The 24,958-nt window shown below is 71.0% G+C and carries 31 protein-coding genes and 1 pseudogene; 1 reads left to right on the forward strand and 31 read right to left on the reverse strand.

The annotated features are described in order from the left end of the window. Positions 1 to 206 precede the first annotated feature (206 nt). The 31 genes from IH50_RS42860 to IH50_RS0132490 form a co-directional block, all read right to left on the reverse strand. The gene (locus IH50_RS42860) at positions 207 to 425 is read right to left on the reverse strand and encodes an XF1762 family protein (protein ID WP_234328277.1); all 219 of its coding nucleotides are present in this window, start codon (positions 423 to 425) and stop codon (positions 207 to 209) included. A gap of 36 nt (positions 426 to 461) precedes the next feature. Next, positions 462 to 2,252, reverse strand: a complete 1,791-nt coding sequence (locus IH50_RS0132365) for a type IV secretory system conjugative DNA transfer family protein (RefSeq protein ID WP_030870455.1) — start codon at positions 2,250 to 2,252, stop codon at positions 462 to 464. Positions 2,253 to 2,284: 32 nt separating this feature from the next. Continuing rightward, positions 2,285 to 3,067, reverse strand: a complete 783-nt coding sequence (locus tag IH50_RS0132370; protein ID WP_030870457.1) for a DUF317 domain-containing protein — start codon at positions 3,065 to 3,067, stop codon at positions 2,285 to 2,287. 2 nt (positions 3,068 to 3,069) lie between these two features. Further along, complete coding sequence (locus tag IH50_RS0132375) at positions 3,070 to 3,636, reverse strand: hypothetical protein (RefSeq protein ID WP_030870461.1); 567 nt, start codon at positions 3,634 to 3,636, stop codon at positions 3,070 to 3,072. Between the two features lie 30 nt (positions 3,637 to 3,666). Beyond that, the gene (locus tag IH50_RS0132380; RefSeq protein ID WP_030870463.1) at positions 3,667 to 4,488 is read right to left on the reverse strand and encodes a DUF317 domain-containing protein; all 822 of its coding nucleotides are present in this window, start codon (positions 4,486 to 4,488) and stop codon (positions 3,667 to 3,669) included. Continuing rightward, a complete protein-coding gene (locus IH50_RS42185; protein WP_030870466.1) occupies positions 4,479 to 4,832 on the reverse strand; it encodes a hypothetical protein in 354 nt (117 codons plus the stop codon). The genes IH50_RS0132380 and IH50_RS42185 overlap by 10 nt, the downstream gene beginning before the upstream one ends. Before the next feature lie 26 nt (positions 4,833 to 4,858). After that, positions 4,859 to 5,659 (reverse strand): DUF317 domain-containing protein, encoded by an 801-nt coding sequence (locus IH50_RS0132390; protein WP_030870473.1) that lies wholly within the window; start codon positions 5,657 to 5,659, stop codon positions 4,859 to 4,861. Then, positions 5,656 to 6,039, reverse strand: a complete 384-nt coding sequence (locus IH50_RS0132395; RefSeq protein WP_030870476.1) for a hypothetical protein — start codon at positions 6,037 to 6,039, stop codon at positions 5,656 to 5,658. The genes IH50_RS0132390 and IH50_RS0132395 overlap by 4 nt, the downstream gene beginning before the upstream one ends. A 22-nt stretch (positions 6,040 to 6,061) precedes the next feature. Then, the gene (locus IH50_RS41790) at positions 6,062 to 6,280 is read right to left on the reverse strand and encodes a hypothetical protein (RefSeq protein WP_158801347.1); all 219 of its coding nucleotides are present in this window, start codon (positions 6,278 to 6,280) and stop codon (positions 6,062 to 6,064) included. A gap of 30 nt (positions 6,281 to 6,310) precedes the next feature. Next, positions 6,311 to 6,715 (reverse strand): hypothetical protein, encoded by a 405-nt coding sequence (locus IH50_RS0132400; protein WP_030870479.1) that lies wholly within the window; start codon positions 6,713 to 6,715, stop codon positions 6,311 to 6,313. Between the two features lie 16 nt (positions 6,716 to 6,731). Then, complete coding sequence (locus IH50_RS42865) at positions 6,732 to 7,106, reverse strand: hypothetical protein (RefSeq protein ID WP_234328278.1); 375 nt, start codon at positions 7,104 to 7,106, stop codon at positions 6,732 to 6,734. 68 nt (positions 7,107 to 7,174) lie between these two features. Continuing rightward, complete coding sequence (locus tag IH50_RS42870; protein ID WP_234328279.1) at positions 7,175 to 7,378, reverse strand: hypothetical protein; 204 nt, start codon at positions 7,376 to 7,378, stop codon at positions 7,175 to 7,177. After that, entirely contained in the window at positions 7,375 to 8,133 is a 759-nt protein-coding gene (locus tag IH50_RS0132410; protein ID WP_030870482.1) for a hypothetical protein, read from the reverse strand. Before IH50_RS0132410 ends, IH50_RS42870 begins: the two co-directional genes overlap by 4 nt. A 743-nt stretch (positions 8,134 to 8,876) precedes the next feature. Next, positions 8,877 to 9,722, reverse strand: coding sequence for a hypothetical protein (locus tag IH50_RS0132415; RefSeq protein WP_030870484.1), 846 nt, complete (start codon positions 9,720 to 9,722; stop codon positions 8,877 to 8,879). Next, positions 9,719 to 10,513, reverse strand: a complete 795-nt coding sequence (locus IH50_RS0132420) for a hypothetical protein (RefSeq protein WP_051767531.1) — start codon at positions 10,511 to 10,513, stop codon at positions 9,719 to 9,721. The genes IH50_RS0132415 and IH50_RS0132420 overlap by 4 nt, the downstream gene beginning before the upstream one ends. Beyond that, positions 10,510 to 10,947, reverse strand: coding sequence for a hypothetical protein (locus IH50_RS0132425; protein ID WP_030870489.1), 438 nt, complete (start codon positions 10,945 to 10,947; stop codon positions 10,510 to 10,512). The genes IH50_RS0132420 and IH50_RS0132425 overlap by 4 nt, the downstream gene beginning before the upstream one ends. A 100-nt stretch (positions 10,948 to 11,047) precedes the next feature. After that, positions 11,048 to 11,566 (reverse strand): hypothetical protein, encoded by a 519-nt coding sequence (locus IH50_RS0132430; protein ID WP_234328280.1) that lies wholly within the window; start codon positions 11,564 to 11,566, stop codon positions 11,048 to 11,050. A gap of 145 nt (positions 11,567 to 11,711) precedes the next feature. Next, positions 11,712 to 13,511, reverse strand: coding sequence for a hypothetical protein (locus IH50_RS0132435; protein ID WP_030870495.1), 1,800 nt, complete (start codon positions 13,509 to 13,511; stop codon positions 11,712 to 11,714). After that, positions 13,508 to 14,650, reverse strand: coding sequence for an AAA family ATPase (locus IH50_RS0132440; protein ID WP_030870499.1), 1,143 nt, complete (start codon positions 14,648 to 14,650; stop codon positions 13,508 to 13,510). The genes IH50_RS0132435 and IH50_RS0132440 overlap by 4 nt, the downstream gene beginning before the upstream one ends. A 191-nt stretch (positions 14,651 to 14,841) precedes the next feature. Continuing rightward, positions 14,842 to 15,063 (reverse strand): hypothetical protein, encoded by a 222-nt coding sequence (locus IH50_RS0132445; RefSeq protein ID WP_030870503.1) that lies wholly within the window; start codon positions 15,061 to 15,063, stop codon positions 14,842 to 14,844. 37 nt (positions 15,064 to 15,100) lie between these two features. Then, positions 15,101 to 16,291 (reverse strand): hypothetical protein, encoded by a 1,191-nt coding sequence (locus IH50_RS0132450; protein ID WP_030870506.1) that lies wholly within the window; start codon positions 16,289 to 16,291, stop codon positions 15,101 to 15,103. Continuing rightward, positions 16,288 to 16,746: a hypothetical protein gene (locus tag IH50_RS0132455; protein ID WP_030870509.1), complete on the reverse strand. Its 459-nt coding sequence runs from the start codon at positions 16,744 to 16,746 to the stop codon at positions 16,288 to 16,290. Before IH50_RS0132455 ends, IH50_RS0132450 begins: the two co-directional genes overlap by 4 nt. Before the next feature lie 247 nt (positions 16,747 to 16,993). Continuing rightward, positions 16,994 to 17,869: a hypothetical protein gene (locus IH50_RS38145; RefSeq protein ID WP_234328281.1), complete on the reverse strand. Its 876-nt coding sequence runs from the start codon at positions 17,867 to 17,869 to the stop codon at positions 16,994 to 16,996. Next, the gene (locus IH50_RS0132465; RefSeq protein WP_030870512.1) at positions 17,862 to 18,605 is read right to left on the reverse strand and encodes a glycosyltransferase family 2 protein; all 744 of its coding nucleotides are present in this window, start codon (positions 18,603 to 18,605) and stop codon (positions 17,862 to 17,864) included. Before IH50_RS0132465 ends, IH50_RS38145 begins: the two co-directional genes overlap by 8 nt. A 687-nt stretch (positions 18,606 to 19,292) precedes the next feature. Further along, positions 19,293 to 19,904 (reverse strand): hypothetical protein, encoded by a 612-nt coding sequence (locus IH50_RS42875; protein WP_234328282.1) that lies wholly within the window; start codon positions 19,902 to 19,904, stop codon positions 19,293 to 19,295. Between the two features lie 159 nt (positions 19,905 to 20,063). Then, positions 20,064 to 20,360 carry a hypothetical protein gene (locus IH50_RS42880; protein ID WP_234328283.1) on the reverse strand — a complete coding sequence of 99 codons (297 nt, stop codon included), beginning with the start codon at positions 20,358 to 20,360 and terminating at the stop codon, positions 20,064 to 20,066. 23 nt (positions 20,361 to 20,383) lie between these two features. Beyond that, positions 20,384 to 21,157, reverse strand: a complete 774-nt coding sequence (locus tag IH50_RS0132475) for a hypothetical protein (protein WP_030870514.1) — start codon at positions 21,155 to 21,157, stop codon at positions 20,384 to 20,386. A gap of 29 nt (positions 21,158 to 21,186) precedes the next feature. Continuing rightward, positions 21,187 to 22,035, reverse strand: coding sequence for a hypothetical protein (locus IH50_RS0132480; protein WP_234328284.1), 849 nt, complete (start codon positions 22,033 to 22,035; stop codon positions 21,187 to 21,189). A 402-nt stretch (positions 22,036 to 22,437) separates the two neighbouring features. Next, the gene (locus tag IH50_RS40325) at positions 22,438 to 22,698 is read right to left on the reverse strand and encodes a hypothetical protein (RefSeq protein WP_078914174.1); all 261 of its coding nucleotides are present in this window, start codon (positions 22,696 to 22,698) and stop codon (positions 22,438 to 22,440) included. 309 nt (positions 22,699 to 23,007) lie between these two features. Further along, positions 23,008 to 23,532 (reverse strand): hypothetical protein, encoded by a 525-nt coding sequence (locus tag IH50_RS0132485; RefSeq protein ID WP_030870519.1) that lies wholly within the window; start codon positions 23,530 to 23,532, stop codon positions 23,008 to 23,010. Continuing rightward, a complete protein-coding gene (locus IH50_RS0132490; protein WP_234328285.1) occupies positions 23,529 to 23,951 on the reverse strand; it encodes a hypothetical protein in 423 nt (140 codons plus the stop codon). Before IH50_RS0132490 ends, IH50_RS0132485 begins: the two co-directional genes overlap by 4 nt. Before the next feature lie 254 nt (positions 23,952 to 24,205). Here IH50_RS0132490 and IH50_RS42885 point away from each other — a divergent pair. Continuing rightward, positions 24,206 to 24,870: pseudogene (locus IH50_RS42885) on the forward strand (IS5 family transposase); the annotation flags it as partial. Between the last annotated feature and the right edge of the window lie 88 nt (positions 24,871 to 24,958).

Here is a 24,958-nt window from a genome sequence, read left to right on the forward strand (position 1 = left end):
GCGGTACCGGTCAAGGGGCTTGCCACAGCAGGCGGGTGACGTGGTAGTTGCCGTGGTCGGCGCGTGGGTGGGAGGCGGTGTGCCATCTGGCACGGGGCGACCGGCTGGCTATGACGCGTCACACGGGCGCCGCGCAGTGATGCGCCACTATCGCCCTCCTGTGTGTAGGTGACCAGTCGTCGGTAGCCGAGGACCTTCGCCGCCCGTCACGCCACGCCGTACGGAAGGGAGTTGGCGTTGCGGGTGCCGTCGCTGGCGGTCTGGGTGACTTCGAGAGTGGCGCCGTCGTCCAGGTGACGGGCAAGCGGTCGGTCGACGATGGCCACGGCACGCAGGATGCCGGTCTCGTCGGCGGCTCTGACGGCGAAGATCTGTCCTGCGGGCGGCGGGTGGTGGCGGTGCCAGGTCCACGAAGTTCGCCCCACGGGAGCGGACCGGCACCAGGTGCAGCTGATTGTTGCTTACGCGGCCTTCCCGAAGTCGGACTGTGTCGGCGCGTGCTTCGCGACGGCGCGTGCGGTGATCGCCTTCGAGGCGCGTGCGGACGCCGCGGACAACTCTGCCGATCCTGGCTCCCGGTACCAGGGCCGCAGGTCGAGCATGGCGGCGCGCATGCCGGTGGCGAAGCACAGCGCGGTGCCCTTGGGCAGGGCACGGATCGCGTCGGCCGGCAGGATCCGCTCTTGCCGCATGCTGACCGAGGTCGACTTCCCGGACTCCGAGTGCGACGTGGACGTGGTCTCTACGTCGTGGTCGCCGATCAGGCGGGAGAGCTTGTCCGCGAAGTCGGGGTCGTCGATGCCGGAGCCGATGACCTTGACGGTCGCGGCGGACCACATGGCGTCCATGCCCGCGTCCCCCCAGACCTTCTGGCCCTGGCGGTAGGACTGAAGGATCGTGATCGGGATGATCCCGCGGGAGCCGAGGTGGGAGTACAGGTCCGGCAAGTCGCTGATCTTGCACACGTTGGCGGCCTCGTCCAGGATCGCCAGCATGGGCGGGTCGAGGCGTCCGCCGGCGCGTTCGGCCTGTGCGGTCGCGGCCCGCATGACCGAGTCCGCGCATGCGGCGATCAGCGCCGAGGCTCCGCCTCCGCCGTCCTTGCTGAGCAGGAACAGTGTGTCGGTGGAGGTGACGAACTGCTCCGGTCGGAACTCAGGGACGTCCTTCTGCGGGGTCACCCAGGCCGCGATCTCGGAGTTCAGCAGGGCGGCGGCGTACTGGCGGGCGGTCTCGTAGATGCCGTCGCGGGTCTCCGGTGGCCCCTCGACGGTGCCCTTGAGCTGGGCAGCGACGGCGGCGAAGTCGTGGTCGCGCAGGACGTCGAGCGGGGTGCGGTCGGCGGGGAAGGCGAGCCACTGCATGATGTCGGTGATCGGCCGCTCGTCGAGCGCTGCGGCCAACAGCAGCTGGGAGAGGATGTTGCTGCCGGCCTTGGACCAGAAGTCGCCCTGCTGGGAGGCGTCCACCGAAGCGGCGAGGAAGTGTCCGGCCAGCCGGTTCGCCCCGTCCAGCGTTCTGGCGCCGGCCAGAGGGTTCCACCACATCTCGCGGTCAGCGTGCGCGATCTGCTGCGGGTCCATGGTCCACACCGTCCCCGCCCGGGCCCTGGCTTCGTAGGCAGTGGTGAAGGCATCACCGGCGGCCTTGTTCGACGTCAACAGGACCGGACCGGGCGCGCCGAGCATGGACGGGATGGCCAGCGAGGTCGTCTTGCCCGAGCGGGGCGCCATGATCGCGACCGCGACGTCCTCGAACCCCATCCTCACCTCGTGGCGGCTGCCCTGCAGGTTGCCGAGAAGGATGCCGGTTTCCTTCGCATCGATGTGCTTGGCATCCTTCAGGTTCGGCCGCAGCGAGCGGGCCTTGTCGGTAATCGCCTTGGCCATCAGGGGCTCGATGTCCCTGGCCTTGGCCATGTCGGTGATCTTCTTGCGGCCACCACCCTGGCTCTTGCGCCGGGCCCACACCAGACCGATCATCGCGGCGAGGGCCAGGAGCAGGATGACGGGCACGATGCGGGCGCCGAAGAGCAGGGATGTTTCTCCCACAGTGGGCCAGACTTGCTCGGGGTGGAGCAGGGCGGCGGTGGGCTGGTGGGGCGCCCAGCGGGCTCCGGTGAGGTAGGCGGTGATGTTGCCGGACAGCCAGGCGAGGTGGGACAGGGGGACGACGACAGCGAGCACACCGAGCAAGAAGCGCAGGACGAGGTCGTACCCGTCGGTGTTGCTGTTGGAGGAGGAAGGGGGCAAGGGCTAGGTGCTTCCAGGCGGAGACGGGAGGATCAGCGGCGGCGGTTGTTCTTGGCTGGCGGCTGCCGGGAGGCGACCGGGCTCGTCGGTGGGCTGGCACGGCGGGCGGCAAGGGAGCGGACGCGGTCTTCCAGTGCGGTGGCGACGCGCACAGCGAGGACGTTCGTGGACTCGCGAGTCACGATGTTCGGATCGAGTGTCGGCAGACTGCGCAAGCCGTCGATGCGCGCTATGGGGTGCGGATCGGCCAGTGCGGTGGTGAACGCGGTGATCAGACGTGGTGGTGTGTGCGCGTCGAAGCGGGCCTGCCACATCGGCCGGTCCCGGCCCAGCTTCGCGGTGACGAACCAAGGGCGCGGCTCCTGCGTGCTTCCCAAGCGCTGGACGTACACGGTGCCGTCCGGTGACACGAGGCCGTCGGCCCCGATGGCGGGCGGCGTCCAGGCGAGTTGCTGGAGCGGTTCGTACGGGTCCGACGGTGCGGTCGCTGCCGGGGCCGGGTCGGTGAGGGCGTCGGTGACGGCGGCGATCAGCTCGACCGGGGTGCGGGCGCCGAAGCTGGCGTACCAGGCGGGGCGGCCCGATTCTCGAGTGTGGGTGAGCGTCCACCACTGGCCGTTGGGATCGGGCTCCAGGCGCAGGAGGGCCTTCTGGTCTGGGCTGGAGAGCAGGACGCGCGGCATCAGGGGGTCGTGGCCGTGGCTCCAGCCGCAGGCTCGGTGCAGGGGGACGGTGATCCAGGCGGGGTTGCCCCCGCCGGCGAGGTGGCGTGGGGTGATGAAGTCGACCTCGACGGTGTCAGTTCCGGAGGGCATGGTCACCGCCTCGTTGCGCGGTAGCCGCCGTGCCGGGGCTTCACGGGGGGAAGCTGCGGACGCTTGGGCTGGGTTGCTGCCCGACTGGTGGCGGCCTGGATGTCGAGGATGGCGTGGCCGTGGCAGGCCCAGTCATCCAGGTAGCTCCAGCACTCGGCGTGGTGCTCGTCCAGTGCGTCGATGTACGCCTCGGTGCCCGGCCCGGCGTCCGCGGGGAGCTGGGCGCGGGTCTGTTGCCACTGCTTGTCCAGGGCGTCGAGGCAGCGCAGCGCCTCCTCCAGGATGGTCAGTTGCCCGGGCCAGCTGTCCCGCGCCAGGTGGGCGGGCAGGTGCTGGAGCTGGAGCCGGGCGGTGGCCAGCAGTTGACGGGTGCCGGAGCGAATGCTGGTGAACGCCGCAGCGGTGTCTGCGTCACGGACGGCGGCCCGGCGGCCGTAGGCGTCCTCGTCGAAGGGCCAGCCGTCCAGGTCCGTGTTGAACTCGGTAAAGGCGTCCCAGGACGCCAGGATCCGTTCGCTGTGGCGCACGTAGCGGTTGAGACGCCGCAGCGAGGTGCGGCGGTGGTTCACGGTGCGGGAGATCGGAGAAGTCCTTCCGGTTCAGCGGCGAGCGGCCGGGTGGACGGCGGTGGTAGGCCCCGGGGGCGTCGCGGGGGCGGCCTGCTGACGGCGCACGGCGCCGGCCTGTGCTCGGATCGCCTTCACCCGGGCGGTGTGGGCGTCGACTACCTGCTGTGGGCGCAGCGGGCTCGGCTCCTGTACGGTGCTGTAGTGGGCGGTGCGGTCGAACATGCCGCGCTGCAGCGGGCTCTGGTCGGTCAGCGCGCCCAGGAAGGCGCCGGCGAGGTGATCGGGGACGTGCTCGTCGAGATAGCCGTGCCAGATGCGCGGGCCGGGGAACTGTGCGTCGCGGGCGTCGCGCACCTCGATATGCCAGGACGGCCGGTCATGGAACTCGCTCATCGGACGCCGTTCGATATGGCACATCGCGTCCGGCGAGTGCGCCGCCCCGGCCTCGTCGCGCCGCCAGCCCGCGCTGCTCACCGACTGCCAGGGGTCCGGCTGCGGCGAGGCGGGTGCGATGAGGGCGTCGGTCAGGCCAGCGAGGACCTCGGCCGGCACGAGTTCACCGAACTCGGCGTACCAGCCGCGTTCGTTGTCGCCGGGGGCGGCCCGCAGCCGCCACCACGCGGAGGTGGCGGACTGCGGGTCGAACTGGAGGCGGTAGCGGTGATCGGGGCTGGCCATCACGATCTCGGCGCTGAGCGGGTCGGAGACCGTGGCCCATCCGGCCGCGGCCAGGCCGTGGGTGACGTGACGGGCGTCTCCCGGACCGGCGAGGTGGCGGGGGCTGGTGTCGAACGGGATCTGCCCGGCGTGCTGGTCGGCGAAGGCGTCGAGCTGGCGTTCGCTCAACGGCACCGGCTGCACCCCTGCCCGCTCTCGGCATCGTCGTGCAGCGCGCGCAGCTCGTCCAGGATGTAGTGGAGGGTGTGCTGGTCGGTCTGCTCCCAGGCGGCGGAGCGCAGCTCGGCGATCAGGAGGTTGACATGCGCGGTGCGCGGGATGGCCTGGTGCTCCTGCACGGTGCGGGCGAGGGCACGCAGGGTGTCGGCGAGCTGGACGGGCAGGCCCGTGTACTCGTCGAGGAGCGGCTCGACGAGGGCGAGGGCTTCGGCGGGGTCGGGGTTCTCGCGCAGGTACTCGGTGACGTCCGACAGCGTCTCGGTCAGGGTGCGCAGAGTTTCCGGGGTGGGGGCGGGCATCGGGCTCCTTGAGACGGGGATGGGGATCAACGGCGGGTTCGGGCGCCGCCGGTGGGGGTGTAGGGGCGGGCGGTGGTGCGTGGCCGTGTGCTTCGGGCGCTGTTGCGGGCCCAGGTGGCGGCGCGGGCGGCTGTGATCCGGGCCTGCTGCCACGCGCCGAGTTGGGAGGGCTTGACGGAGACCGACCAGGTACGGATCTGTGCGCTGTGCGGAACGCGTCCGCGTGGGCGCATCACGGGGTCAGGGCCAGCGAGTTCGGCGGAAAAGGCTTGCACCAGGTACATCGGTGTGTCCGGCGTGAAGTAGGCCGTCCAGCCGTTGCCCTGCTTGTCCTGCGCCCCGGTCCACCACAAGGCCGAGCCGTCGGCGCCCTGGCGGTACTGCATCCACGCGGTGCCGTCGGGGCTCGTGGCCGTGTAATCCTGGCCCTCGAAACGCGTGTGCCAGTTCTGCTCCTGCAACGGCGCCCAGATGCTGGGTGCGTGGGCGGAGCGGGGACGGGTGAGGGCGTCGGTCAGACCGGCGACGATCTCCACCGGAGTCTGCCGACCCAGGTGCGCAGACCACTCGCCGTTCGCGCCGGCCTGGCCGTGGATGGTCCACCCGCCAGGCAGGATGTAGGGGTCGTAGGCGACGCGGACGGTGCGGTCCGGGCTCTCCATGAGCAGCGGGCCGCCCGTCTTGGACTTGTCCCGCCAGCCCGAGGCGCGCAGGAACTCCGAGACGTGCCGGACGTCACCGCCGCCGGCCAGGGCACGGGGCTGGACGAGGTAGTGCTGCTCGGCCTGCTCGCCCGGCCCCCAGCCCTGCCACTGCCTCTTCTTCACCGGCGCCGCCGTACGACGAGCGGGGCGGGAGCCGGAGGCTTCGCCGCGCTGGTGGCCGGTCGGGTGCCGAGGTACTGGAGGAGGTCCTGGTGTTCGTCCAGGTCCAGGCTGATGTCGTGCAGTTCGTTGGCGGCACGGCCCAAGGCGAGCCACACCTCCGCTGGCAGGGCGCCTCGTTCCGCCTCGCTCTTGGCGAAGTGGCTGCCGGTGATGACGAGGTGAGTGACACCGCCGAGGACACCCTTGTCCGGGTCGAGGACGCGGGCGATGACCTGCGCGGCCTGAGGCGGGGGAAGCTGCGAGAGGTGATCGGCGAGCTGGCCGAGCTGGCGGGTGATCTCGTCGGCCAGTCTCACCGGGTAGGGGGCGGGGTGGGACATGCTCCTCCGGGTCCGTGGACGGTCAGTGGTGGTGGCGCTGCCCGACGCGCTGTGTCTCGGTGAGGATGGCCTCCGGGCGGGCACCGGCCAGCGGAGCGGCGCGGTCGGGGCCGGTCGGAATGCAGGCGCGCAGATAGCGGCGAAACAGGGCCGTGGCGAGGCGGGGCTTGAGCCGATGGCTGATCGGTGGCGGTGTGCGGGGTGCTACGGCATTCCTCCGGCGGGTCGGGAACGAAGGCATGTGGGTGGTACCGCGGCTGCTGGGCGAGGTTCACAGGGCGCGGCGGGAGGGCGCAGGGGGCGGCGCGGGAACGGGTGTCAGGTGCTGCGGCGCGGCCTTGGGCTTGTTGGTCAGGACTTCGTGCGCGGCCTGCTGGTAGAGGGCCTCGTCAAAGACCTCGGGGTCGCAGTTGACCGTGTATCCGGCCAGGAGCAGGGCGGGGATGGCGCGGTTCGCCAGGCGTTTCTGCTCGTCGGCACTGAGGTGGTCGGGCACGGTGTGCCAGATGTAGAGCGGTGCGTCCGTGGGGTATTCGTGGCGTTCGAGGCCGAGTTGTTCCAGCAGGTCGTGAAGGCCGGCGGGGGCGCCGGTGGAGGTGTCGGCGTGGATGGTGGTCGTCAGGGCCTTGATGTAGATCTCGACGTCTGTGCCGTACTCGTCGGCCAGATTGGCCATACGTTTCTCTCCGGGGTCAGCGGCGGCGGGATACCGGGGACTGTGCGCGGCCCGGTGCCGGTGCGGTGGTCGGCGGCTGCGTCGGGCGGGCGGCGTGGTTGCGGGCGTGCAGGATGACGCGGGCGGCTTCGCTCAGGGAGTTGGCGGTGCTGCCGAGCCGTGCGATGGGCTTGGGTTCCTCGCTGGGCGCGGCGCCTTGGAGATCACTGGAGGCGATCCAGGATCGGACGATCACTTCTCTGGTCAGGGGCAGCAGCCCGTGCACGGGCGCAGCGACCTCGGTCAGGACCTCGGCCACCGCGCTGCTGGTCTCGGCGGCCGAGGCCCGCTCGGCGAGTTGGGTGAGGTAGCGCAGGGCTGCGTCACGGTCGCCGTCGGGGGTGGCCAGCATGTTCAGGGTGGGGTCGAGGTGGACGTTGTGTCCGGCGGCGAGCAGGGCGTGCGAGGCGGTGGTCGCCTTCAGGCGCTGCTGCTCGATTGGCAGGCCGTGCGGAAGACGGTGGTAGTCCCCGCGAGCCCAGGAGCGGTGACGAAGCCACCCGCCCGCTGGAGGATGTCCGCTGCCTGCTCGGTGCCGCCGATGGCCACGACCAGGCCGGTGCGGGGGTCCTTGGTGATGGTGACGTACTCCAGGACCCAGAAGTCGGGTTCCGTCTGGTTCATCGAGCCCTGGAGGTCGGCGTGCGGCTGCTGGCCGGTACCGGCGGCTTGGATGCCGGGGCGGAGGTGGGCGCGTGACGTCCGGCGGGGTGCTGGAGGGCGGTGCCGATACCGAGCGCGTCGAGCTGCGGGCCGATCTCGCGCAGCGCGCGGGCCTGAGCCTGGGTGTCGTCGCCCCCCAGGCGGTATATGCCGCTGTGCGGGTCCTGGACGAAGCCGTGGGCGACGAGGATGGTGCCGGCCCGGTCGTCGGCGGGGGCGGTGGCGACGCTGCCGTCTGGCTGCCAGGTCAGGACGACCCGGTCCGGCTGGGAGGGCTGGATACCGCCCAGGGCGTTGTGCCGGACCTGGGCGAGTGCACGGTCGTAGCGGGCGAGGAGATCGCCGGCGACCTGCTCGGCACTCAGGAAGGGGTCGTCCGCCAGAGCGATGCCGTTGGGCTCGGGAACGGCCCGGTACGCCTCGTCGGGCAGGGCGCGAGGGGCGATGGCGGCCAGGAGGAAGCCGTCGCGTTCGTCGTGCCGGTCGATCAGAATGAGCTGGGCGCCGTCAGGGCGGCTGAGGACGGCTGCCTGCTGCAGGGGGTGTTCGGCGAGCGAGGCGGCTACCAGGTCCAGGTCCCAGATGTGGTCGGTGAGTTCGGCAAGGTCGTCCTTGTCGTCGGCCGTCAGATGTGAGCTGACCCAGGTGTCGGGGAGTTCGCCGGCGAGGACGTCGGCGTAGGAGGCGAGGCGCTCGGAGGTGTCGTGGTCGTGCATGGTGTCCTTGGGGCAGTTGCAGGGGCTCAGCGGCGCAGGCGGCTGGCACCGACGGGCGGCGGTGCCGGGGCCGGCAGTGCACGCAGCGGGGGTGTGCAGGCGCACACCGCGGAGCGTTCGGGCTCGTGGTCGGGAACCTGCTCGGCGCAGGCGCGGCGGCCGGGGTGAGGGGCGTGCCGGTCGGCCAGCCGTTCGCGGGTGTGCGCGAGGTCGGAGTGGATGACGCGGACGTATTCGTCGGCGAGGTAGCGCAGGCGCCGTGCGGTGTACGGATCGCTCGCGTCGCCGAGGCCGGCGACGAACTCCGCCAGGGCGCCGAGGGTTTCCTCGAACCCGGCGAGGATGCCGTCGTGGGGCGCGGTGAGTTCGGTGAGGATGCCGGCTGCCTCGGCGGTGTCGGTGGCCTCGCGGAGGCGTTCAGCGAGGTGGGAGACCGAGGCGCCGAGCGTGGGATAGGCCGCGGGGCGGGCTTCGGTGTCGAAAGGCTCGTCGCAGTCGACGTGGTACCCGACGGTCCGCAGGCGCCCTACGGCATCGGTGGCGAGACGGGACTCGTCGTCCTCGGAGAGGCCGGCGGGGGCGCGGTGGTAGGTCTCGTGGAGGCGAACGACAGCGACGAAACCCGCTCGTTGGAGAATGCTGTGTGCCTCAAGGTCGCCGCCGAGGGCGAGGAGTTCGTCAGAGTGCGGGTCACGGCGGATGTCCAGGAAGCGGTCGGTGGTGCGGGCAAGGAGACGTTTCTCCTACAGAGATCTGTGGGCGGTGCGCCGGGGCGCGGCCGGTGCGGCGACGCCTGGCTGGGCCAGGTGGGCCGCAGTGGTGTCCAGGTCCTGCTGAATCGCATGAAGGCGGCGGGCGATCAGCTCCAGACGATGAGCCGTGTCCGTGCCGGCAGCCCCCGGCTGGAGGGCGATCCGGTAAGCGGTGTGCTCGACCAGTCCGCGGACCGTGGCCAGCGGGCCGACCTGTTCGTCGGCGAGCTGCGTGAGGACGCCCGCGAGCTGCGCCGATGCGGAGGGGACCGTACGGGCAGCGGACCGCGGCGTGGTGCCGGTGCGGACGGGGATCAGGTTCAGGTCCTGCTCGATGCGGCGCGCTTCACCTGCAAGACGCTGCAGGATGTCGGCGGGCGGGGTACGCCAGGTGCCGTCGACGTGGATGAGGTTGGCGATCAGGTCGAGGCGTCCGGGTTGGGCTTGGACGGCGATCCACCGCCAGCCGTGCTCCGCGGAGCCGGGTACCTCGATACCGGCGGCCCGCGCGAACCGGTGGGCGGTTTCGGCCCACTCGGGGCCGGTCAGCTCCCGGTCGTCCGGGTGGAGTCGGACGTCGAGGTGGAGGATCGCGTGCCGGCCGTCGTCCGGGCTGGCAGCGAACAGATGCTCCAGGTAGGGATCTTCGAGGTGCTCGGCCCACTCCACGGATGTCCAGGTCTTCTGTTCGTCGTCCGGGGTGTAGTAGCCCAGGCCCGGCCAGTGGGCGACGACGGTGTACTCCGTCAGGCCCTCGTTCGAGGAAAGGGGCCGCCCGAGCGCCTCGGCGAGCGGTTCGCGCGGCGAGTGGGCCCTTGCGTGCAGGCGGGGGATCATGACGGCACCCCGCTCGACGTGCGGGTGTGCGACTGATGCTGGTGAAGGTCGCGGGCCGCACAGATCAGGGAGCGCTCGCGGACCAGGTCGGCATGAACCGCGATATCTCCCGGCGGAAGACAGTCGATCGCCCTGTCGACGGCGCTCAACCCCTCGTCGTACCGAGCCAGCCGGCGCAGGGCACCGGCCACGCGGAAGAGGATGATCGGATCGGTGCCGGTGCCGGTGGCGAGGGCCGGCCGGGAGCTGAGGGCCAGGAGACGCTCCGCGCCCCGGTCCAGGTCCTGGCCGAGCCACAGTCCGTGCAGCAGGACATGCAGTGTCTTGGGGTGCTCCTCGGCCTCGGTGAGGACCTCGTCCATGACCATCAGGCCCTCAGGCCGGGACTGGCCCAGCAGCGCGAATGCGTACAGGGCACGGGTGTAGCAGTCGAGCGGCTGGCGCGCGGTCTCCGCGAGGTGCTCGACGAGGCGCTGGAGGGTGGGACAGCGGAAGTCGAACCGAAGGGCGCTCAGGTACAGATGCGCCAAGGCGCGTGCGGTGATCGGATCACGGTCCGTTGCGAGGACATCCTCCGGGGACAGCAGCCCCAGGACGCTGCGGCCGGCTGACCGTGCCGACCAGGCGGCATCCGCGCACACCTCGGCTGAGGTCTTCCAGCCGGCCCGGATGTCGCGGAGGTCTTCGGCCAGGTGCAGCGGCCAGGAAGGATCGTCCGGAGTTGCGGTGGCTCGGGCCCTGGCCTTGTGGAGCGCAGCGGCACGGTCGGGGCGGTTCGTGGGGGGAGTCACCGGCCGCCCCTGGTGTCTGCGGTGTGTACGAGCTGGCCCAGGGCGGTGGTGGTGTACCAGCCGCAGTCGATCAGCTCGTCGCGGCCGGCGAACCGTGCGAGGAGGGCGTCTTCCATGGCCCGCAGGTAGATCAGGCAGTCCGGGCAGCGGCGCGAGAGGTGCACGAGGTAGCGGGGGTGAGCGGTGACGTAGGACTGGGCACCGCCGGTGGGATCACGCAGTCGCCATCCGTCCTCGTCGGTGGGGGTGTGCCAGGAGGGGGCGACGATGCGCATGGAATCTCCCCACAGTTCTCCGCCGGCCACCCCCTTGAGGACGACGACGGTGTCTCCGGCCTGAAAGTGGGCGTGGGTGATATCTCGGGTGGGAGTGAGCGGGTCGGGGGTGAGGGCGGTGACCGGGGTGGGTTGATGGTCCCAGGACGGAGGGAGCACGCGGTTCCTTCCACGCGGTTGCTGTCGGGGTGGGAGCATCAATAGTCCGGAGGAACGCCGGTTTGGCTAACCGGCGTTTCCCGGCTATGTTGCCCCGTCGTCAGCGGAACGGGTTCTCCGTCCCGCGGTCCGCCTCGGTGGCTGCGTCGAGGAGTTCGAGCAGGTCAGTGCCTTCGGCGTCGCGCTGGTCGATCCACCAACCGGCACGGGTGATCGAGCGGGCCTTCTCCTCCAGCTCCGCCCAGTCCGCCTCGTCCCAACTGCCCTCGACAACCAGGGCGGTGTGCGCGGCCGTCATCAGCTGATGGCGGGAGCGCTCACCCCAGTCCAGGGCCTTCTCCGGGCCCTCCAGCTGCGGCATGTCGAACTGCTTAGCCCAGGTGGCCGCTGCCTCCTGCTCCTCGGCGCGCTTCTCCGCGAGCCACTTTTCCTTGGACTCGGAGTCGGCGTCGCGCGCCGCCTTCCAGCAGTCGGTGCAGTCCTTCGACGCGAGCCAACGGGCGAAGCCGGCCCGCTTGTCGGCGGGGCGGTTGGACAGGTCATGATCTACCCGGTGGGAGCAGGCGTGCTCCACGGTCCAGTGCGTACTCACCCCCGGGGAATTCCGTTTGATGGGCATTACGTTCGAGGTCGGGCTGCTGGTCTGGGGCTTCAAATCGAGTGCCTTTCGTTGACGGTTGGGGTTGCACGATTCATGCGGCGGGCGGAGGTGGTCTGGAGTGCTTGGTGGTGGTCTCGGGGACGTTTCCGCCTTCTGCGTCGTCTCAGCGGGTCCTGCGGATGGCGTCTGTGGCCGCCGTGGCGATGGCGACGGGAGCGCTGGAGGGCTGGGACAGGTGCAGCAAGGTGGTCCCCGGCAAGTGGCGGGATTCCGCGGTGAGGGTGAGCTGTAGTACGGCGCAGCCGGCGGTCGTGAGCTGCTTGACGCGGGTGACGGCTTGAGCGGTTTCGTCGCTGCCGTACCGGGCGTCGGTGACGATCACGAGGAGGCGGCCGGCGCCGGGGCGGCTGAGTTCGAGGCCGTGGTCGAGTGCGTCGATGGCGTCGCCGAGGTTGTGGTGGCCGCCGGTGGCATCGAACGTCGTCACGCGCTCTGGTGCTCGGTGGGTGGGACGGGTCAGTGCGGTCAGGTGCCTGTCGTAGGCGATGGTGGCGGTACGGGAGTCTGGGTCGGTCAGGGCTGCTGCGCGTGCCACGATCCAGGCAGCGGACGCGACGGGCGCGCAGGCGGCACGCATGGAGCCGGAGACGTCGACGGCGATACCCACACGCAGTGGTGGGGTGGGGGAGTTCCGGCGGCGGGTGTGGGTGAACGGTTCTGCGGTGGGGACCGACCCGGCCGCGCGCTGAGCGTCGCGGGCGAGGGCCGCGCGCATGTTGAGGCGGCCGGGCGGGGTGGGGCTGGTGGTCCGCTCCTCGGTCCGCTCACGGTAGGCGGCGGCACGCAGGGCGCGGCTCAGGCGCGCGGCGGCGCTCTGCTCGGCGGCGGTGGGCCTGCGGGTGCCGGTAACCGGGTTGCCGGAGGGCGCCGGTGTGCCGTCGGGGTTGACGGTGGTGCTACGGGCGTTGAACACCGACTTGGCGGTGGCGGCGGCTTTGCGTCGCTGAGCGACTCGCTGGGCGCGGTCCTGAGCCTGCGCCTTGGACCGTGACGCCATGGCGTTGGCCGCTGCGTCCTGTGCCGCGAGGTCGGCCGCGTCGGTGGCTGCCGTGCTGTCCATGACGACCCCCACCGCGCCGGACAGCAGATCGGAGAGGCCCTCCGGCACGGGCAGGGCGGGGGCCGCGGCGTCCAGAGCGTCGCACCATTCTTGACCGCGTGCGAGCATGGTCGTGGCGTCGTGGTCGGCGCACTGGTGAGCTGCGGTCCAGATGCGGGTGAGGGTGGTCAGCAGGTCTGCGCCCAGCACCTTTTCGCACAGATCGGCGACGGCCCGGGTCTCGCCGGCGTCCAGGATGCCGACGTCACGGCGGCCGAGGATCAGGGCCGCCACGGCGGCGGCCTGCTCGATGCCCTGGAGGGTGGGGTGGGCGATGTCGGGCATGACCAGGGTTCGGGCACTGGTGCGCAGGTACGTGCGGTCCGTGGGTCGCGTGATCAGGTGTGCGCCTTCGACGCGGCTCTCCTCCAGCAGGAGCGCGGCCTCGACGACACGGGGGTTCGCTCCGGCCGTCTGTGTCCAGACGGAGTGGGCCGCGTGCGCGGCCTCGTGGACGAACACTCCCCAGGCGGCGGGATACCGCTCCTCGTCGCCCACGATCCGCGGATGGATCTCGTGGGGCTGGAGCGGGGCGAACAGGCCGGCGTCGAACTCGACCTCGCCCAGAGTGGGGAAGAACGCGGCCGGTGCGCCGCTGCGCGTGCCGGGGCGGCAGGTGACGAGGAGGTCCTGGCGGCCGGAGAGGTCGACCAGCCGATCGCCGAGTTCGGCTCCCACGCGCAGCCACGCGGTCGGGGAGGAGCGGGGTTGCGCGGGCGGGGCGCCGTCGTCGTCCCAGCGCGCGAGGTCGGCGTCGTCGTCCGGCGTGGTGGCGGGCAACTGGACGTGGTGGTGGGCGCTCATCGCGAGCGGCCCCGGTGTGCGGAGCCGGTGCTGCCCGGGGGTTGCCGGACGGCCGAGGCGGAAAGCTGCTTGCCGAGGGTGAGGGGCGCGACCTCCTTGACGCCGACAGCCTTGATGACGGCGGCGGCGACGGCGTCGCGATCCTCCACAGGAGCGATGCCGACGAGGTTCGCGAGCGCGGCTTTGGTGCCGAGGACGGCCTCGGTCTTCTGGTAGCTGAGCAGTTCCCGCAGTTGGGGGGCCCAGCCCAGCTCGCCGAGTTCGACCTGGCGGGAGAGGTGTCGGGCGACCCGGACCACCCGGGCATCGATCCTCAAGGCCAGGGCGAGGTCATAGTCCGTGCCGATCTGGATCTGCACGCTGAACCGGCTCGATAGCGCCTCCGTCAAAACCGCTCCGTGGACGCCGGGATTGTGGCCCGCCACCACGTAGAAGCCCGGCTCGGCCTTGATGGTCTCGCCCTTGTGGGCCTTGACCTGGATCTGCCTGCGCCCGTCCATCGCGGGATACAGCGCCGCCAGGACCTTCGGTGAGATCAAGGTGGCATCATCGATCAGCAGGGCGCGGCCCTCGGTCATCGCGGTGACCAGCGGACCGTACTGGAAGACGTAGGCTCCCGCGTCGTCCTGTGTGTACTCGCCGATCAAGTCGCCGACCGTGGTGTCGCCGTCACCGGCGACCGTGAGCAGGTCCGGGAACGCCGCCTCGACCAGACTCGTCTTGCCGGTGCCCGGAGGGCCGTAGAGCAGCACCGGCACGTCGGCGTCGCGCAAGCGATTCAACGCCTCGACGTCAGGCAGATCGGCCAGCTCCCGGGGGTGGTAGAGCTGGCCCCCCGCGCGGCGGATCGGGCCGCTCTGCCTGGGCGCGGCTGCGGCGGTGTAGGTCGTACGGGCCGTGGCCACCTGGGCGCGGGGAGAGTGGGTGCCCGGTGGGCTGATCACAGCGGTCTGCGCGGCTGCGGCGGTTTTCGCGTTCGCGCGGAACTCCGGTTGTCCGGTTCCGCTTTGCTCGGCCTCGCCGCGTCGCACCAGAGTGAGGGCGGCGTTGCGGACGGCGCCGTGGGAGTGGCCCAGCTGCCTGGCCATGTCCCCGATGGTGAGCTTGTCCGCCGGCCGGTCGGCCAGCAGTCGGGCCACCTTGGCCCGTAGTTCACCGCCCTTGGTGCGCGCTGGTCTGGTAGGCCCGGGTGTGGTCAAAACGAGACCCCTTCAACAGGTGTGGGTGGGGACGGGGTGGGCGATGCGCTGGAGAGGCTGGCTGCTCTCGGAGCGGATCACGGACTGTGCCGACATCGGCGACCGGGCCAACCGGGGCGTACCGTCGGCGCTCACCGGCCGACCGTGGGCTCGGTCCAGGTGCACGGGATGGCCGGCAACGAGCAGCTCGCTGGCTGCCGAGCAGGCCCGTGCGTCCGCTCCGTACCGGGTTCCGTCGCTCGGCAGGCACAGCCTGGCGTCTCTTCGAAGCCGGCCTGGAGCAGGATCCGCCGGGCGGCGGCGTTGTAGCCGGTGGTGGTGATCTCGCCGGTGATGGTGTGCCGGATCGTCATGAACGGCTCTGCTGGTGCTTCGGACAAAGCGGATCTCCTAGCGGTGGCGGGCGGTCATGCTGGCGCGGGGCGGCGGCGCGGGCGGTGTGGTGTCCACGGCCGGGCGCGGGCGGGTGCGCAGCACGGGGGTGCGGTGCGGGGGCAGGACGGCGACGGTCGCCCCGAGGTCTTCGGCTGCCTCTTCGACTTCGCGGGTGAGGAACTCGATCTGCCGGCCCAGCGCTGAGAGGCGGGCGGCGATCTGGCGGCCTTGCACGGTCTCAAGGGCGCTGGCGAACTGGCTGCTCGTCTCCAGAAGTTCCTGCAGGCGGACCATCGGGCCGGCGGCGTAGCCGCGCTGGACGGCTCCCAGGAGAGCGTTCGAGGCGTCACCGGCACTGTGGCCTTCGACGACGTCGCGGATGAGGTCCTGCAGGGACAGCTCCGGGGCCGGTGCCGGCCGGTTGAACCGGGAGATGTCCGAGCGCAGCACGCCGGGCGGGACTGGAGCGGGCAGGGCCTTGCCCGCCTCGTACTCGTGGGCGAAATGCCCGATCACCTGCCAGCCCGGTACGCTCGGGTCGCCGCGCAGCGCGACCACCGTGGAGTCGTCGTCTTCGACCAGGTAAGCGAGGGTGATCGGCTGTCCGTCGGCGGCATACCACGACTCGGTCAGCTCCAGCTCGCCACGCGTCTGTGCGGCCCGGGCCCTGTCGGTCCACAGCTGCTGTTCCTCGTCGCTCAGCGGAGCCTGGTGGTGCTGGCCGTCGCGCTGGTCGGCGAGGTTACTGGCGATTGCGCTGTGGTCCGCCCAGGCGGTGAGGTGCGGCCACAGGGCCGCGTGCTGAGCGCGTTCGGCGGGGGAGCCGGGCGTGGCCGGCCGGTCGAGGGCCCGGCGGATCTCGGCGGCGGAGGCAGCCAGGCCGTCCAGGACGGCCCGCCACCCGCTCAGGTGCCGGGCGGGCGGCAACTCGTCGAGCGCGAGTCGGGCGGCATCGAGGAGGGCCTCGGCGTGGGGAGCGAGGTGGGTGGCGTACGCCTCCAGCGCCGCCTTGTCACGGTGGGCTCGTGCGGCTGCGGCGGCGTCTGCGTGGACGGTGCGGCCGTAGCGGTCGCGTGTCATGTTGAGGGCGGCATCGGTCTCGCAGTCGATGACTGCCATCCGCAGCCGGAAGTCGCGTGCCTTGCTGGCCAGTGTGGGTGCTGTCGGCAAGGGGCTGTCGGGGGCCGGACTGCTGCTGTGGGTCACCGGGACCGTCCGCCGGCCGCGGCCGTCAGGTGAACGGTGGGAGCGTAGGTGGGCTTCGGCGGGATCGGCCGGGCAGAAGGCGGGGAGGTAGTGGGGAGTATGGCCCGCTGAGTGGTTCGGCCGACGGCGGCCTGGGCGAGCCGGCTGCGGCGCTCCTGGAGTCCGTTCGGGCGGACCGGGCGTGGTGGGCTGGCGGTGTCGGCCGAGTTGAGGCGGATGTCGGCCTGCACGGTATAGCCCCTGCGGCGCAGATCGTGGACAGCCTGGCGGGTCCGGCGGGGACCGTCGCGCTCGGGCTCGCTGAGCCGGTACAGCCCGGGTTCACCGGGGACGGGCTCGAACTGCTCGCGTTCCAGGAACCAGTGGGCGAGGTGCTGGGGAATCGAGGAGGTGAAGGAGGCGACGAAGCCGTGTTCCTTGTGGTCGCCGAAGGAGAAGTGGATGCCGGGTTGCAAGGGGGAGGGGTTCTCCTGACGTTGTCGGGGCGGGGCGGTCAGTGGCTGCGGTGCGCGGTAAGGGGCCGGACCGGTGCGGAGATGGCCAGGGCCGGGCGGCGGTGGGGCGCGCTCACGCGGGCCTGGCGCAGGAAGATCTCGTCCTCGGCGAGCCAGGTCTCGATGGCCGGCCACGCCCGGGCACGGCGCTCCTGGGTCGGCGCAGGACTGCCGTCGACTTCCTCGTCGAGCAGGGTCTCGGCATCGCTCAGGGCATCGGCCAGGCGGGAGAGTGCCGCCGCATCCTCAGGCCACGGGCTGTCGGCCGGTCGATCAGCGTCGGGGCGTGGTCGACGACGGTGAGGAAACGGCGCCAGGCGTGGTCGAGGAACTCCTCGGTCATGGAGCCAAGGGCGGCGGCATTCAGCGGGGTGGCGTCGCTGTAGCGGCCGGAGGTGATCATGGCCTGCCAAGTGTCGTGCTCAGAGCGGACGTCCCCGAGTGCGGCGGCGATGGCGGCGGTCCGGCGGGCGTGGACCGCCTGCTCGTAGGCAGGCAAGTACCGGTCCGTGACGGCTTGGGCCGCGCGCCCGGCGAACGGCGGCAGGACGATGCTGTGCGGGGCGTGGGTATCGCCGTAGCCCTCTTCGAGTTGCTTTGGAACGAAGGCACCCAACAGGTAGTCGAGTTGGCGGCCGGGGCGCTCGATGAACAGCAGCGTGGTGCCCTGCACCGTGTCGGTGAGCGTCGCAGCGTAGGGAACGCGCTCGTTCTGGAGGATGCGGCCGAGTTCGCCGCTGTCCCAGATCCAGGGCACCAGGTCTTCCTGCCAGGCAGGGTGCGCATAGATCTCGATCGAGGTGTGCCACTGGCCAGGCAGGAGGCGCGCGAGGCCGCGGGCGGCGTCGCCGATGAACCGGCGGCTGCTTGTGTGCACGCTGGTGCGGTGGCGCTTGGCGCACGTGACCAGGTCGACCACGGTGGTCTCCGGGGCGTGCGCAGGCAGGTGCCAGACGCTGTCGTCGTCTCGCTGGAAGCCGCTCTGTGCGAGGGCGGTGTGCGCCCAGGGGTACTGCTCGCCCGTCGCGATGGCGACGATCCCCGATCCCCGGCTGTGGGACAGGACGATCTGTGCCTCAGCCATCGACCGCCCCTCCGCCGCCGCGCGCGAGGGCGCGCAGGCTGCGTCCGTAGGCCCAGGCGTGCTCCCGGGCCGCCGCTTCCAGCTGGTCGTATCCGACCTGGGCTGTCATCTGCCCGCCCCATTTGCGGTACCGGTACACGGGCAGCGGCAGCAGGATTCCGGGCGCGAGCGCGGTGACGCCGAGGGCCGCGCAGTAGTCCTCGCCCTGGACGAGACCGCCCATCGGCGCGGCGCGCACGAGGTCGGTGCGGGCGAGGATCGTGGTCGGCCCGATGGGGATCGTGTCCGTCGGCGACTTCCAATAGGTCCACACGTCGCCGGCCTCGTGCCGGCCGGGCGGGGCAGGGCAGCGCCACAGGGTGGTCGAGCCGTCGGGGTGCTGGTCCTCGCTCCAGCCCGCGCACCAGCCGACCCCGGTGGATTCCAGGGTGTTCAGCCGTACGGACATGGCGTTGTCGGTGAACTCATCGTCGTCATCAGCCCAGTTGACGTAGGGGGTGCGCACGTGGGTGAGGGCCAGGTTCCTGGCGCAGGCGGCGCCGACCGGCCGGGGCAGCGTCAGTGTGCGGATGCGGGCGTCCTGCGCGAGCGGGGCCGGCAGGCGTTCGGGTGTGGTGCCGTCGAGCGCGATCACGGCCTCCCACGGCACGGACTGCCGAGTGAGGCTGGCGTGCATGGCGGTCAGGTAGTCGAGGCGGTCGTCGCGCAGGCGGGTGGCGATGACGACCGTAATCAGGGGAGCTGTCAGGGAAGTCTCCGGCAATGAGGGGCGGTACGGGTCAGCGGCGGGCAGCCGTGCGGGGCCCGGTCGGCGCTGCACCGGCAGCGGGCCGCGGCGAGCGCGTGGCGCGCGAGGTGGTGGGCGTCCGGCATGTGGTGATGGCGGGCCAGTGCGCCGGTGATCGCTGAAGGGGGTGCTGGGGTCGGTGTCCCAGGCCACGAGGGGGCCCGTGCCTGTGTGAGCCATGCTGATCACTTCGATGCCCTGCGGATGCAGGATGTAGCCCCACGGCATGCCCAGTTCGCCTGCGGTTGTGTCGGTGACCGTCATGCGTTCCGGGGGCGAGCCGTCCGGAGTGACCAGGTGATCGAGGGTTCGGCTGGGCCAGTGTTCGCCGCCGGTCAGCGCGGCCACGAGCGCGAGTGGGGCGTCGTCGAGGAGATCGGTGCCGAGTTCGTCCCAGCCGACGGCGATGTCGTCGATGAGGTGCTGGGCCATGGCCTCGACGTCACGCCCGAACTTGTACTGGTAGGTGGCCAGGAGGAGCGGGAGGTGATGGCTGGGCACGCCGTCGAGCTGGATGTGGATGCCGCTGTACCCCGTGCCGATGGTGGGTCGGGCGATGAAGGAGTGTGTGGACAGGGAGTTCTCCGGAGCGAGCAGAGGGATGTCCGGCGGCTGTCGAAGTGGCGGCGGGTGTGGCTACGCGCGATGCGACCAGGAGGCGACCGGGGGGCCGGAGGCGTCGGTGCGGGCGCAGGTGTAGCCGATCAGGCGGGAAGGTTCGGCCTTCGCGGGGACGGTGGCGGCGTCGTTGCACACGAACGTGTACCGGATGGAGGTGCGGGGCACGCCGTGGAGCCAGGCCCGGTCACCCTTGCCGGGGTTGATCTGCAACCCGGAGTGCGCGACGGCGTCGGTCTGGGTGTGCGTGTGGGAGAAGAGAATCAGCGCGCCGCCGTCTGCCGTCTTGAGGGCGTAGGCGTCCGTGAAGCGGTTGTCGGCTCCGTCGAAGACGCTGGTGCCCTTGTCGCCGAAGCGTGTAGCGGCATCGCTGTGGACCTTGATCTGCCGCTTGCTGGCCTCGGTCGACGCGAACACCTTCGTCCCGGTGTTCGTGCCTCCGGTGGCGAAGTTGTCCAGCACGGCAGTACGCAGCATGTCGGCGTCGGCGGCCAGCTGCTTGTTGTCGGTGGCGGCGACGGCCGTCGCGTACCCCTCGTGGTCGAGGGCGACGTCGGGCAGCTTCTGGCTGTCCAGGTCGACGACCGAGACCATCTCCCAGCGCTCGTGCTGGGGCCGTTCGGCGAACACAGCCAGCCGCGAGGGGGCCTTGCTCTTCTCGCTGGAGAGGGCGGCAGCGAACCAGCGTTCCTGCCCGGCAGCCAGGCGGGGGATGTACAGCTTGGCGTTCGCTACGTCGTAGGACCACGCCTTGTACGGCTCGCGGTCCTTGGCGGGGAGCCCTTCGGTCTAGGTGTAGTCGGAGACAGACATCGCGTACAGCGGGCCGTCTTCGACCGTGTTGAGCAGGCGCCGGTTCCGGTCGGCGTTGGCCTCGTTGTTGATCTTCGAATAGCGGGTGATGACGTCGCGGGCCTGGGCGACGCTGAGAGCGGGCACGGGCTTCGCGGCAGTGTCGGCGCTGGGCGTCTTACGGGCCGGGGCGGGGGCGTCTTCGCCGGCGCAGCCGGTGAGGGCCAGGGTCAGGCAGACGGCGCCGGTGAACAGCGGCAGGGAACGGCGGGCGGTGCGGATAGGGGGCTCCAAGGATCTGCTGGGCGAAAGGGGGATCAGCGCGTACGGCTGGCCGTGGACGCGGTCTTCGGTGATGTCGGCGGAAGGGCCGAGCGCGTGGTGGGCGCCGAGTGGCGGAGGTTGACGCCGATGCCCTTGGCCGTGAGCTGCTGGACCACGCCGTGGACGCGAAGTGCGCGACCGCTGTCTCCGTACGCGGTGGGAAGGAGAAGCGCCGCTTGGTGCGGGTGGTACTGGAAACCGTGGGCGTACAGCGTCATACGTGCATCCACCGGCACGCTCTCGTACGGTGCGCCGAGGGCTCCGTCGCTGTACAGGGTCAGGGTGAGGACCTGTTCAACCTGGGGCGGGCCGGGTCGGTGCGGAGGCTCGGGCTGGTTGGCTGCGTTCGTGAGCACTTGCTGAAGGGCATGCTCGTAGCGGGGCAGCAATCGCCGGGCGACTCGTACCGCCGTCCGGACGGGATCTCTGGGAACCGCGATGCCGTGGGGTACTTCGACTGTGGCGAAGTGGTGCGGCTTGATGTGCGGGCGGGCGGGGGCGAGCGGCGCGACGACGAACTGGTGGGGGTAGCGGGGCCGGTCGGTGACGTACAGCCGCTGGTCGGACGGCCCGTGGAGCACGGCGTCGTGGGTGAGGACGTACTGGCTGACGATGTACTCGACGTGACCGGAGTCCCAGAGCTGCTCGGTTCGGGGGAACTGGTCCGCATGCTGCGCGTGGCGCTGATAGTCGCTGGTCCAGAGGCCCGGCAGGCGGTCGGCGAGACTGGTAGCGAAGGCGGCCAGGTCGGTGCGGGGTGAGGGCATGTGTTCCTGGAGGTCGGCGGGGCGGGACGTCAGCGCGTGTGCCGCGGTGGTGCCGGCGGGAGGGCTTGCGGCGGAAGGGACGGTGCACGGGCCGGAGTGGAGGACAGCCGCGGCGCGGGTGCGAGCGGGGTGAGGGCCCGCATCCGGTCCTCGGCCACGTGCAGGACCTCCCCGAGGTTGCGGACTTCGGAGGCGGCATCGGCGAGGTCGTAGGACAGGTCGAAGCCGTCGTCCTCCTCGGCTTCCTTGGCCTTCTCCCCGGCTGCTTCGAAGAAGTCGCCGAGCTGCGCCAGCAGGCCGTTGATCGGATCCAGAACTTGGTGCAGCAGGGCAGCGGCATCCGTGTGGGACTCGGCTCCGTTGAGCCGGTCGGTCAGAGCGCGCAGCGCGTCGCCGTAGACGTAGACGGTGGCACGGTCAGGCGGGCCGGGGGCATCCGGGTGGGGCTGAGCCGTGGTGCGAGCGGGGTGCACGTGGGGGCTTTCCTGGGGCAGGGCGGGGCGTGGTAGCAGCCCGAGCTGGGCAAGGCGCTGGTCGATCGCCTCGATCAGGGGTGGGGCGCTGCCGCCGTGGCCGGCTTCGGGGCGCTGGCGCGTACCGGTGTCCTCAGTGGGGGCCGAGTCGTAGAGAACCTCGAACAGCGTCTGGTCGTCGGGGTGCTCGCGGGTCACGATCCAGCCCTCGGGATCTCCGGGCGGGCGCTCGGAAGACGGTTCCTGCGGCGGACTGATGAGCAGGTAGCTGTCGTCGGGGAGCGCGACGCGCACGACGTAGGCACTGTGACCGAACTCGACGTCGCACTCCAGGCCGCGCGCTCGCAGCGGCGTCGTGATGTGCGCGTGGCGGCGCCACAGTTCCTGCCACCACGGCGTGTTCACGTTGCGGTGGTCGGGAAGCGGTGCGAGCGGAGCAGCACACGAGTCTGCGGCGTGTGCCTTGTCAGCGGCCACGGCTTCTCCTGCGGGACGCCGGTCGGTGAGGGCGAGCTGGTCGGCAAGCGAGGGCGGCTTCCGGCTTCAGGGCCCGACTGCAGTCGAGTTCGTACTCGTCGTACGCGGCGATCAGGTCGTCTTCTAGCTGTACTTCACGGTCGGCGAGCTGCGCCATGAGGTCGTCGAGTTCGGCTCGGTGGCGCTGGTCTTCGGCCCGTTCGGTGGCTTTCACATGAGGGGGGTGTTCCAAGAGGACTCCGTGTGTGGGCGGGTGGGGGCGGACGGTGAAGGCCGCCCGGGATCGGGTCCGCGTGCGGCGAGCGGCACGGGGAGCTGCCCGTTGGAGGGCTATCGGCGGGGCGCATTGCCGGGGGGCGGAGGAGCGGGCGGCAGGCCCACGGCAGCTTTAGGCTCAGTACTTGCCGGCGTGGTGGGGGTGGGGTCGGGGTCGTAGGCGGCGCGCAGCCTGCTCAGGCCGGCTTCGTCGGCGATCGCCAGGACCGACAGCGCCCGGCTGGCCGCTGTCATGAGCAGGTTCGAGGGGGATCCCTTGGCAGCGTCGCGGTTCTCGCGCCGCCACCGGGCGGCGGCGACGAGGTAGTCACTCACGGCGCGTAGTGCGGGTTCGGCGGCGTCCAGGACGTGGTCAGTGATCGCTTCGATCTCCGCCGGCGTCTGGGCCGCGGCGAGAGCGTCCAGGTACGCGGTGAGGTCGGGGGCGGGCCAGGGCTGGTCGGGCAGTGGATGCGCCTTGCGGAAAGGCTCTGCGTCGCGCCGTGCCCACCGCTTCAGGTCACCGCGGGTGGCGAGGTTGTAACGGGCGGCGTGGATCTGGTCGGTGTCGCGGCCGACGTTGTCGTACAGGTCGAAGTCTGGGTCGCGTGGGGTGATGCGGAAATCCTTCAGGTCTGGAGCGGGTTACAGGTCGTCGAGGTCGTCGGTGTCGGGAAAGCCGTCGAGTCCGTCGTCGAGGGGGTCCTGCTGGTAGTGGAAGACGGCTTCTTCGAGAGAGGCGAGCCGCTCGAAGCCGGGGTGGGCACGGAAGGCGTCGGTGCGGTCGGCGATGTACTGCTGGGTCTCGGCCTCGGAGGTGAGGATGCGTACGGCGTTGCGGGAGCAGACCCGACCCCACTGCGTGATGTCGGTGGGAGTGGCGTCCTTCATCCACACCCAGATGCCGTTGCCGAGCTTCAGAACGGCGTCGGGGTGGTACAAGCCGCCGGTCGTGCGGCGCCGGCGGGGGCTGTGCCGGTCGCCCATGTCCCGGATGAGGCCCTGGCAGCCCTTGGCGAGCGCCATCGGCATCAGGTCCTCGTGCTCGGCCAGCTCTGCGGCCAGTTCCCTCTGGAGTTCGTCGGTGTGGATGCGCCCGCGGTCGGTGGTGATCCGCCGGGCGACCTCAAGGACCAGCTTGCGCAGCGCGTCGTTGGAGATGTGGGTCACGGCAGGTCACGCTCTACCCACACCGAGGCGGCCTCGGCCAGCGCGCTGGCCGCGTGCTCGATGACCTCCCGTGTCACCGCCCTGCCGGGCGGCGCCAGATCGGGGTCATACAGGGCGAAGGTGCGCGTCCCGCGGACCTGGGCCAGGGAGGGGAGAGTTTCGCACAGCAACTGGGTGGCGACCCGGCGCTGACGCTTCTCCTCCTCCACCCGTGCGCGCCGCTCGGCCCAAGCGCCCTGCAGAGAGAGGTCGCCTTCGGTGACCCGGTCGGCCAGCTGGGGATCCTCCTCGCGCAGCCGGGTGAGCTGCACCTCAGCGGAGTTGGCCTTGGCCTTGTTCTCTCGCGCTACGTCGTACGCCTCGTCCAGACCCATGGCGCCGTTGATCACCGGGTCGACGAGGTCGGGCGCGTGCCGCAAGACAGTACTGGCTCGTCCGATCAGGGCCAGTGAGATGCCCGTGGCTTCCCCCAGGGAGCGCGCGGTCTGTTCCGTTTCGGAACGCGGACTCTGTTCCGAGTCGGAACGCCCTCCGTGTTCCGAAACGGAACGGGCCTTGACCGTAATCATTGCCGCCTGCCCCTTAGAGTTCCTAACAGAAGTTGTTGATCAAGTAACCGTCCGCTTGTCTGCTCGTTGGTCGGGGCGTGGGGAAGCGTCAGTCGCGGCCGTGGATCGTGTCGGACGAACTGTGGTCGCTCATCGAGCCGTTGCTGCCCGAGCCGGGGCCGAAGCTGGTGGCGGGCCGGCCGCGGGTGCCGGACCGGCAGGCGTTGTGCGGGATCCTGTTCGTGCTGCACACCGGGATCCAGTGGGAGTATCTGCCCCAGGAGCTGGGCTTCGGCTCAGGGATGACCTGCTGGCGGCGCCTGGCGGCCTGGAACGAGGCCGGTGTGTGGGAGAAGCTGCACGTGGTGCTGCTGAAGAAGCTGCGGTCGGCGAAGCAGCTGGACTGGTCGCGGGCGGTGATCGATTCCTCCCACGTGCGGGCGGCCCGGCGGGGCCCAAAAGCGGTCCCAGCCCGGTCGACCGAGCGCGACCGGGCAGCAAGCACCACGTCCTCACCGACGGGCAGGGCGTCCCGCTCGCGGTGTCGCTGACCGGCGGAAACCGCAACGACGTCACCCAGCTTCTGCCCCTGCTGGACAAGATCCCACCCGTGGCCGGCACGGTCGGGCGGCCACGCAGACGGCCGGACATGCTGTTCGCCGACCGCGGCTACGACCACGACAAGTACCGGCGACTGCTGTGGAAACGCGGCATCCGGCCCGTGATCGCCGAACGCGGTCAGCCGCACGGCTCTGGTCTGGGCATTTTCCGCTGGGTCGTCGAACGCACCATGTGCGCCACGAGGCGCTCTGTTTGTATCCCCGGCTCAGCCGGGAGGAACTCGGAAGGAGGTTTCTGGGCCGGATGACTTACCTGGA

The organism is Streptomyces sp. NRRL S-37 (assembly GCF_000721605.1).
Lineage (GTDB): Bacteria > Actinomycetota > Actinomycetes > Streptomycetales > Streptomycetaceae > Streptomyces.

What these genes read in the sequence shown, in the direction of transcription:
- IH50_RS0132410 (WP_030870482.1), bottom strand. Translation starts at nt 8,133, where the DNA reads ATGCACGACCACGACACCTCCGAGCGCCTCGCCTCCTACGCCGACGTC.
- IH50_RS42870 (WP_234328279.1), bottom strand. Translation starts at nt 7,378, where the DNA reads ATGAACCAGACGGAACCCGACTTCTGGGTCCTGGAGTACGTCACCATC.
- IH50_RS0132395 (WP_030870476.1), bottom strand. Translation starts at nt 6,039, where the DNA reads ATGTCCCACCCCGCCCCCTACCCGGTGAGACTGGCCGACGAGATCACC.
- IH50_RS0132370 (WP_030870457.1), bottom strand. Translation starts at nt 3,067, where the DNA reads ATGCCCTCCGGAACTGACACCGTCGAGGTCGACTTCATCACCCCACGC.
- IH50_RS0132445 (WP_030870503.1), bottom strand. Translation starts at nt 15,063, where the DNA reads ATGACGATCCGGCACACCATCACCGGCGAGATCACCACCACCGGCTAC.
- IH50_RS0132475 (WP_030870514.1), bottom strand. Translation starts at nt 21,157, where the DNA reads ATGCCCTCACCCCGCACCGACCTGGCCGCCTTCGCTACCAGTCTCGCC.
- IH50_RS42185 (WP_030870466.1), bottom strand. Translation starts at nt 4,832, where the DNA reads ATGCCCGCCCCCACCCCGGAAACTCTGCGCACCCTGACCGAGACGCTG.
- IH50_RS38145 (WP_234328281.1), bottom strand. Translation starts at nt 17,869, where the DNA reads ATGGCTGAGGCACAGATCGTCCTGTCCCACAGCCGGGGATCGGGGATC.
- IH50_RS41790 (WP_158801347.1), bottom strand. Translation starts at nt 6,280, where the DNA reads ATGCCTTCGTTCCCGACCCGCCGGAGGAATGCCGTAGCACCCCGCACA.
- IH50_RS0132400 (WP_030870479.1), bottom strand. Translation starts at nt 6,715, where the DNA reads ATGGCCAATCTGGCCGACGAGTACGGCACAGACGTCGAGATCTACATC.
- IH50_RS0132430 (WP_234328280.1), bottom strand. Translation starts at nt 11,566, where the DNA reads ATGCCCATCAAACGGAATTCCCCGGGGGTGAGTACGCACTGGACCGTG.
- IH50_RS42865 (WP_234328278.1), bottom strand. Translation starts at nt 7,106, where the DNA reads ATGCTGGCCACCCCCGACGGCGACCGTGACGCAGCCCTGCGCTACCTC.
- IH50_RS0132415 (WP_030870484.1), bottom strand. Translation starts at nt 9,722, where the DNA reads ATGATCCCCCGCCTGCACGCAAGGGCCCACTCGCCGCGCGAACCGCTC.
- IH50_RS0132435 (WP_030870495.1), bottom strand. Translation starts at nt 13,511, where the DNA reads ATGAGCGCCCACCACCACGTCCAGTTGCCCGCCACCACGCCGGACGAC.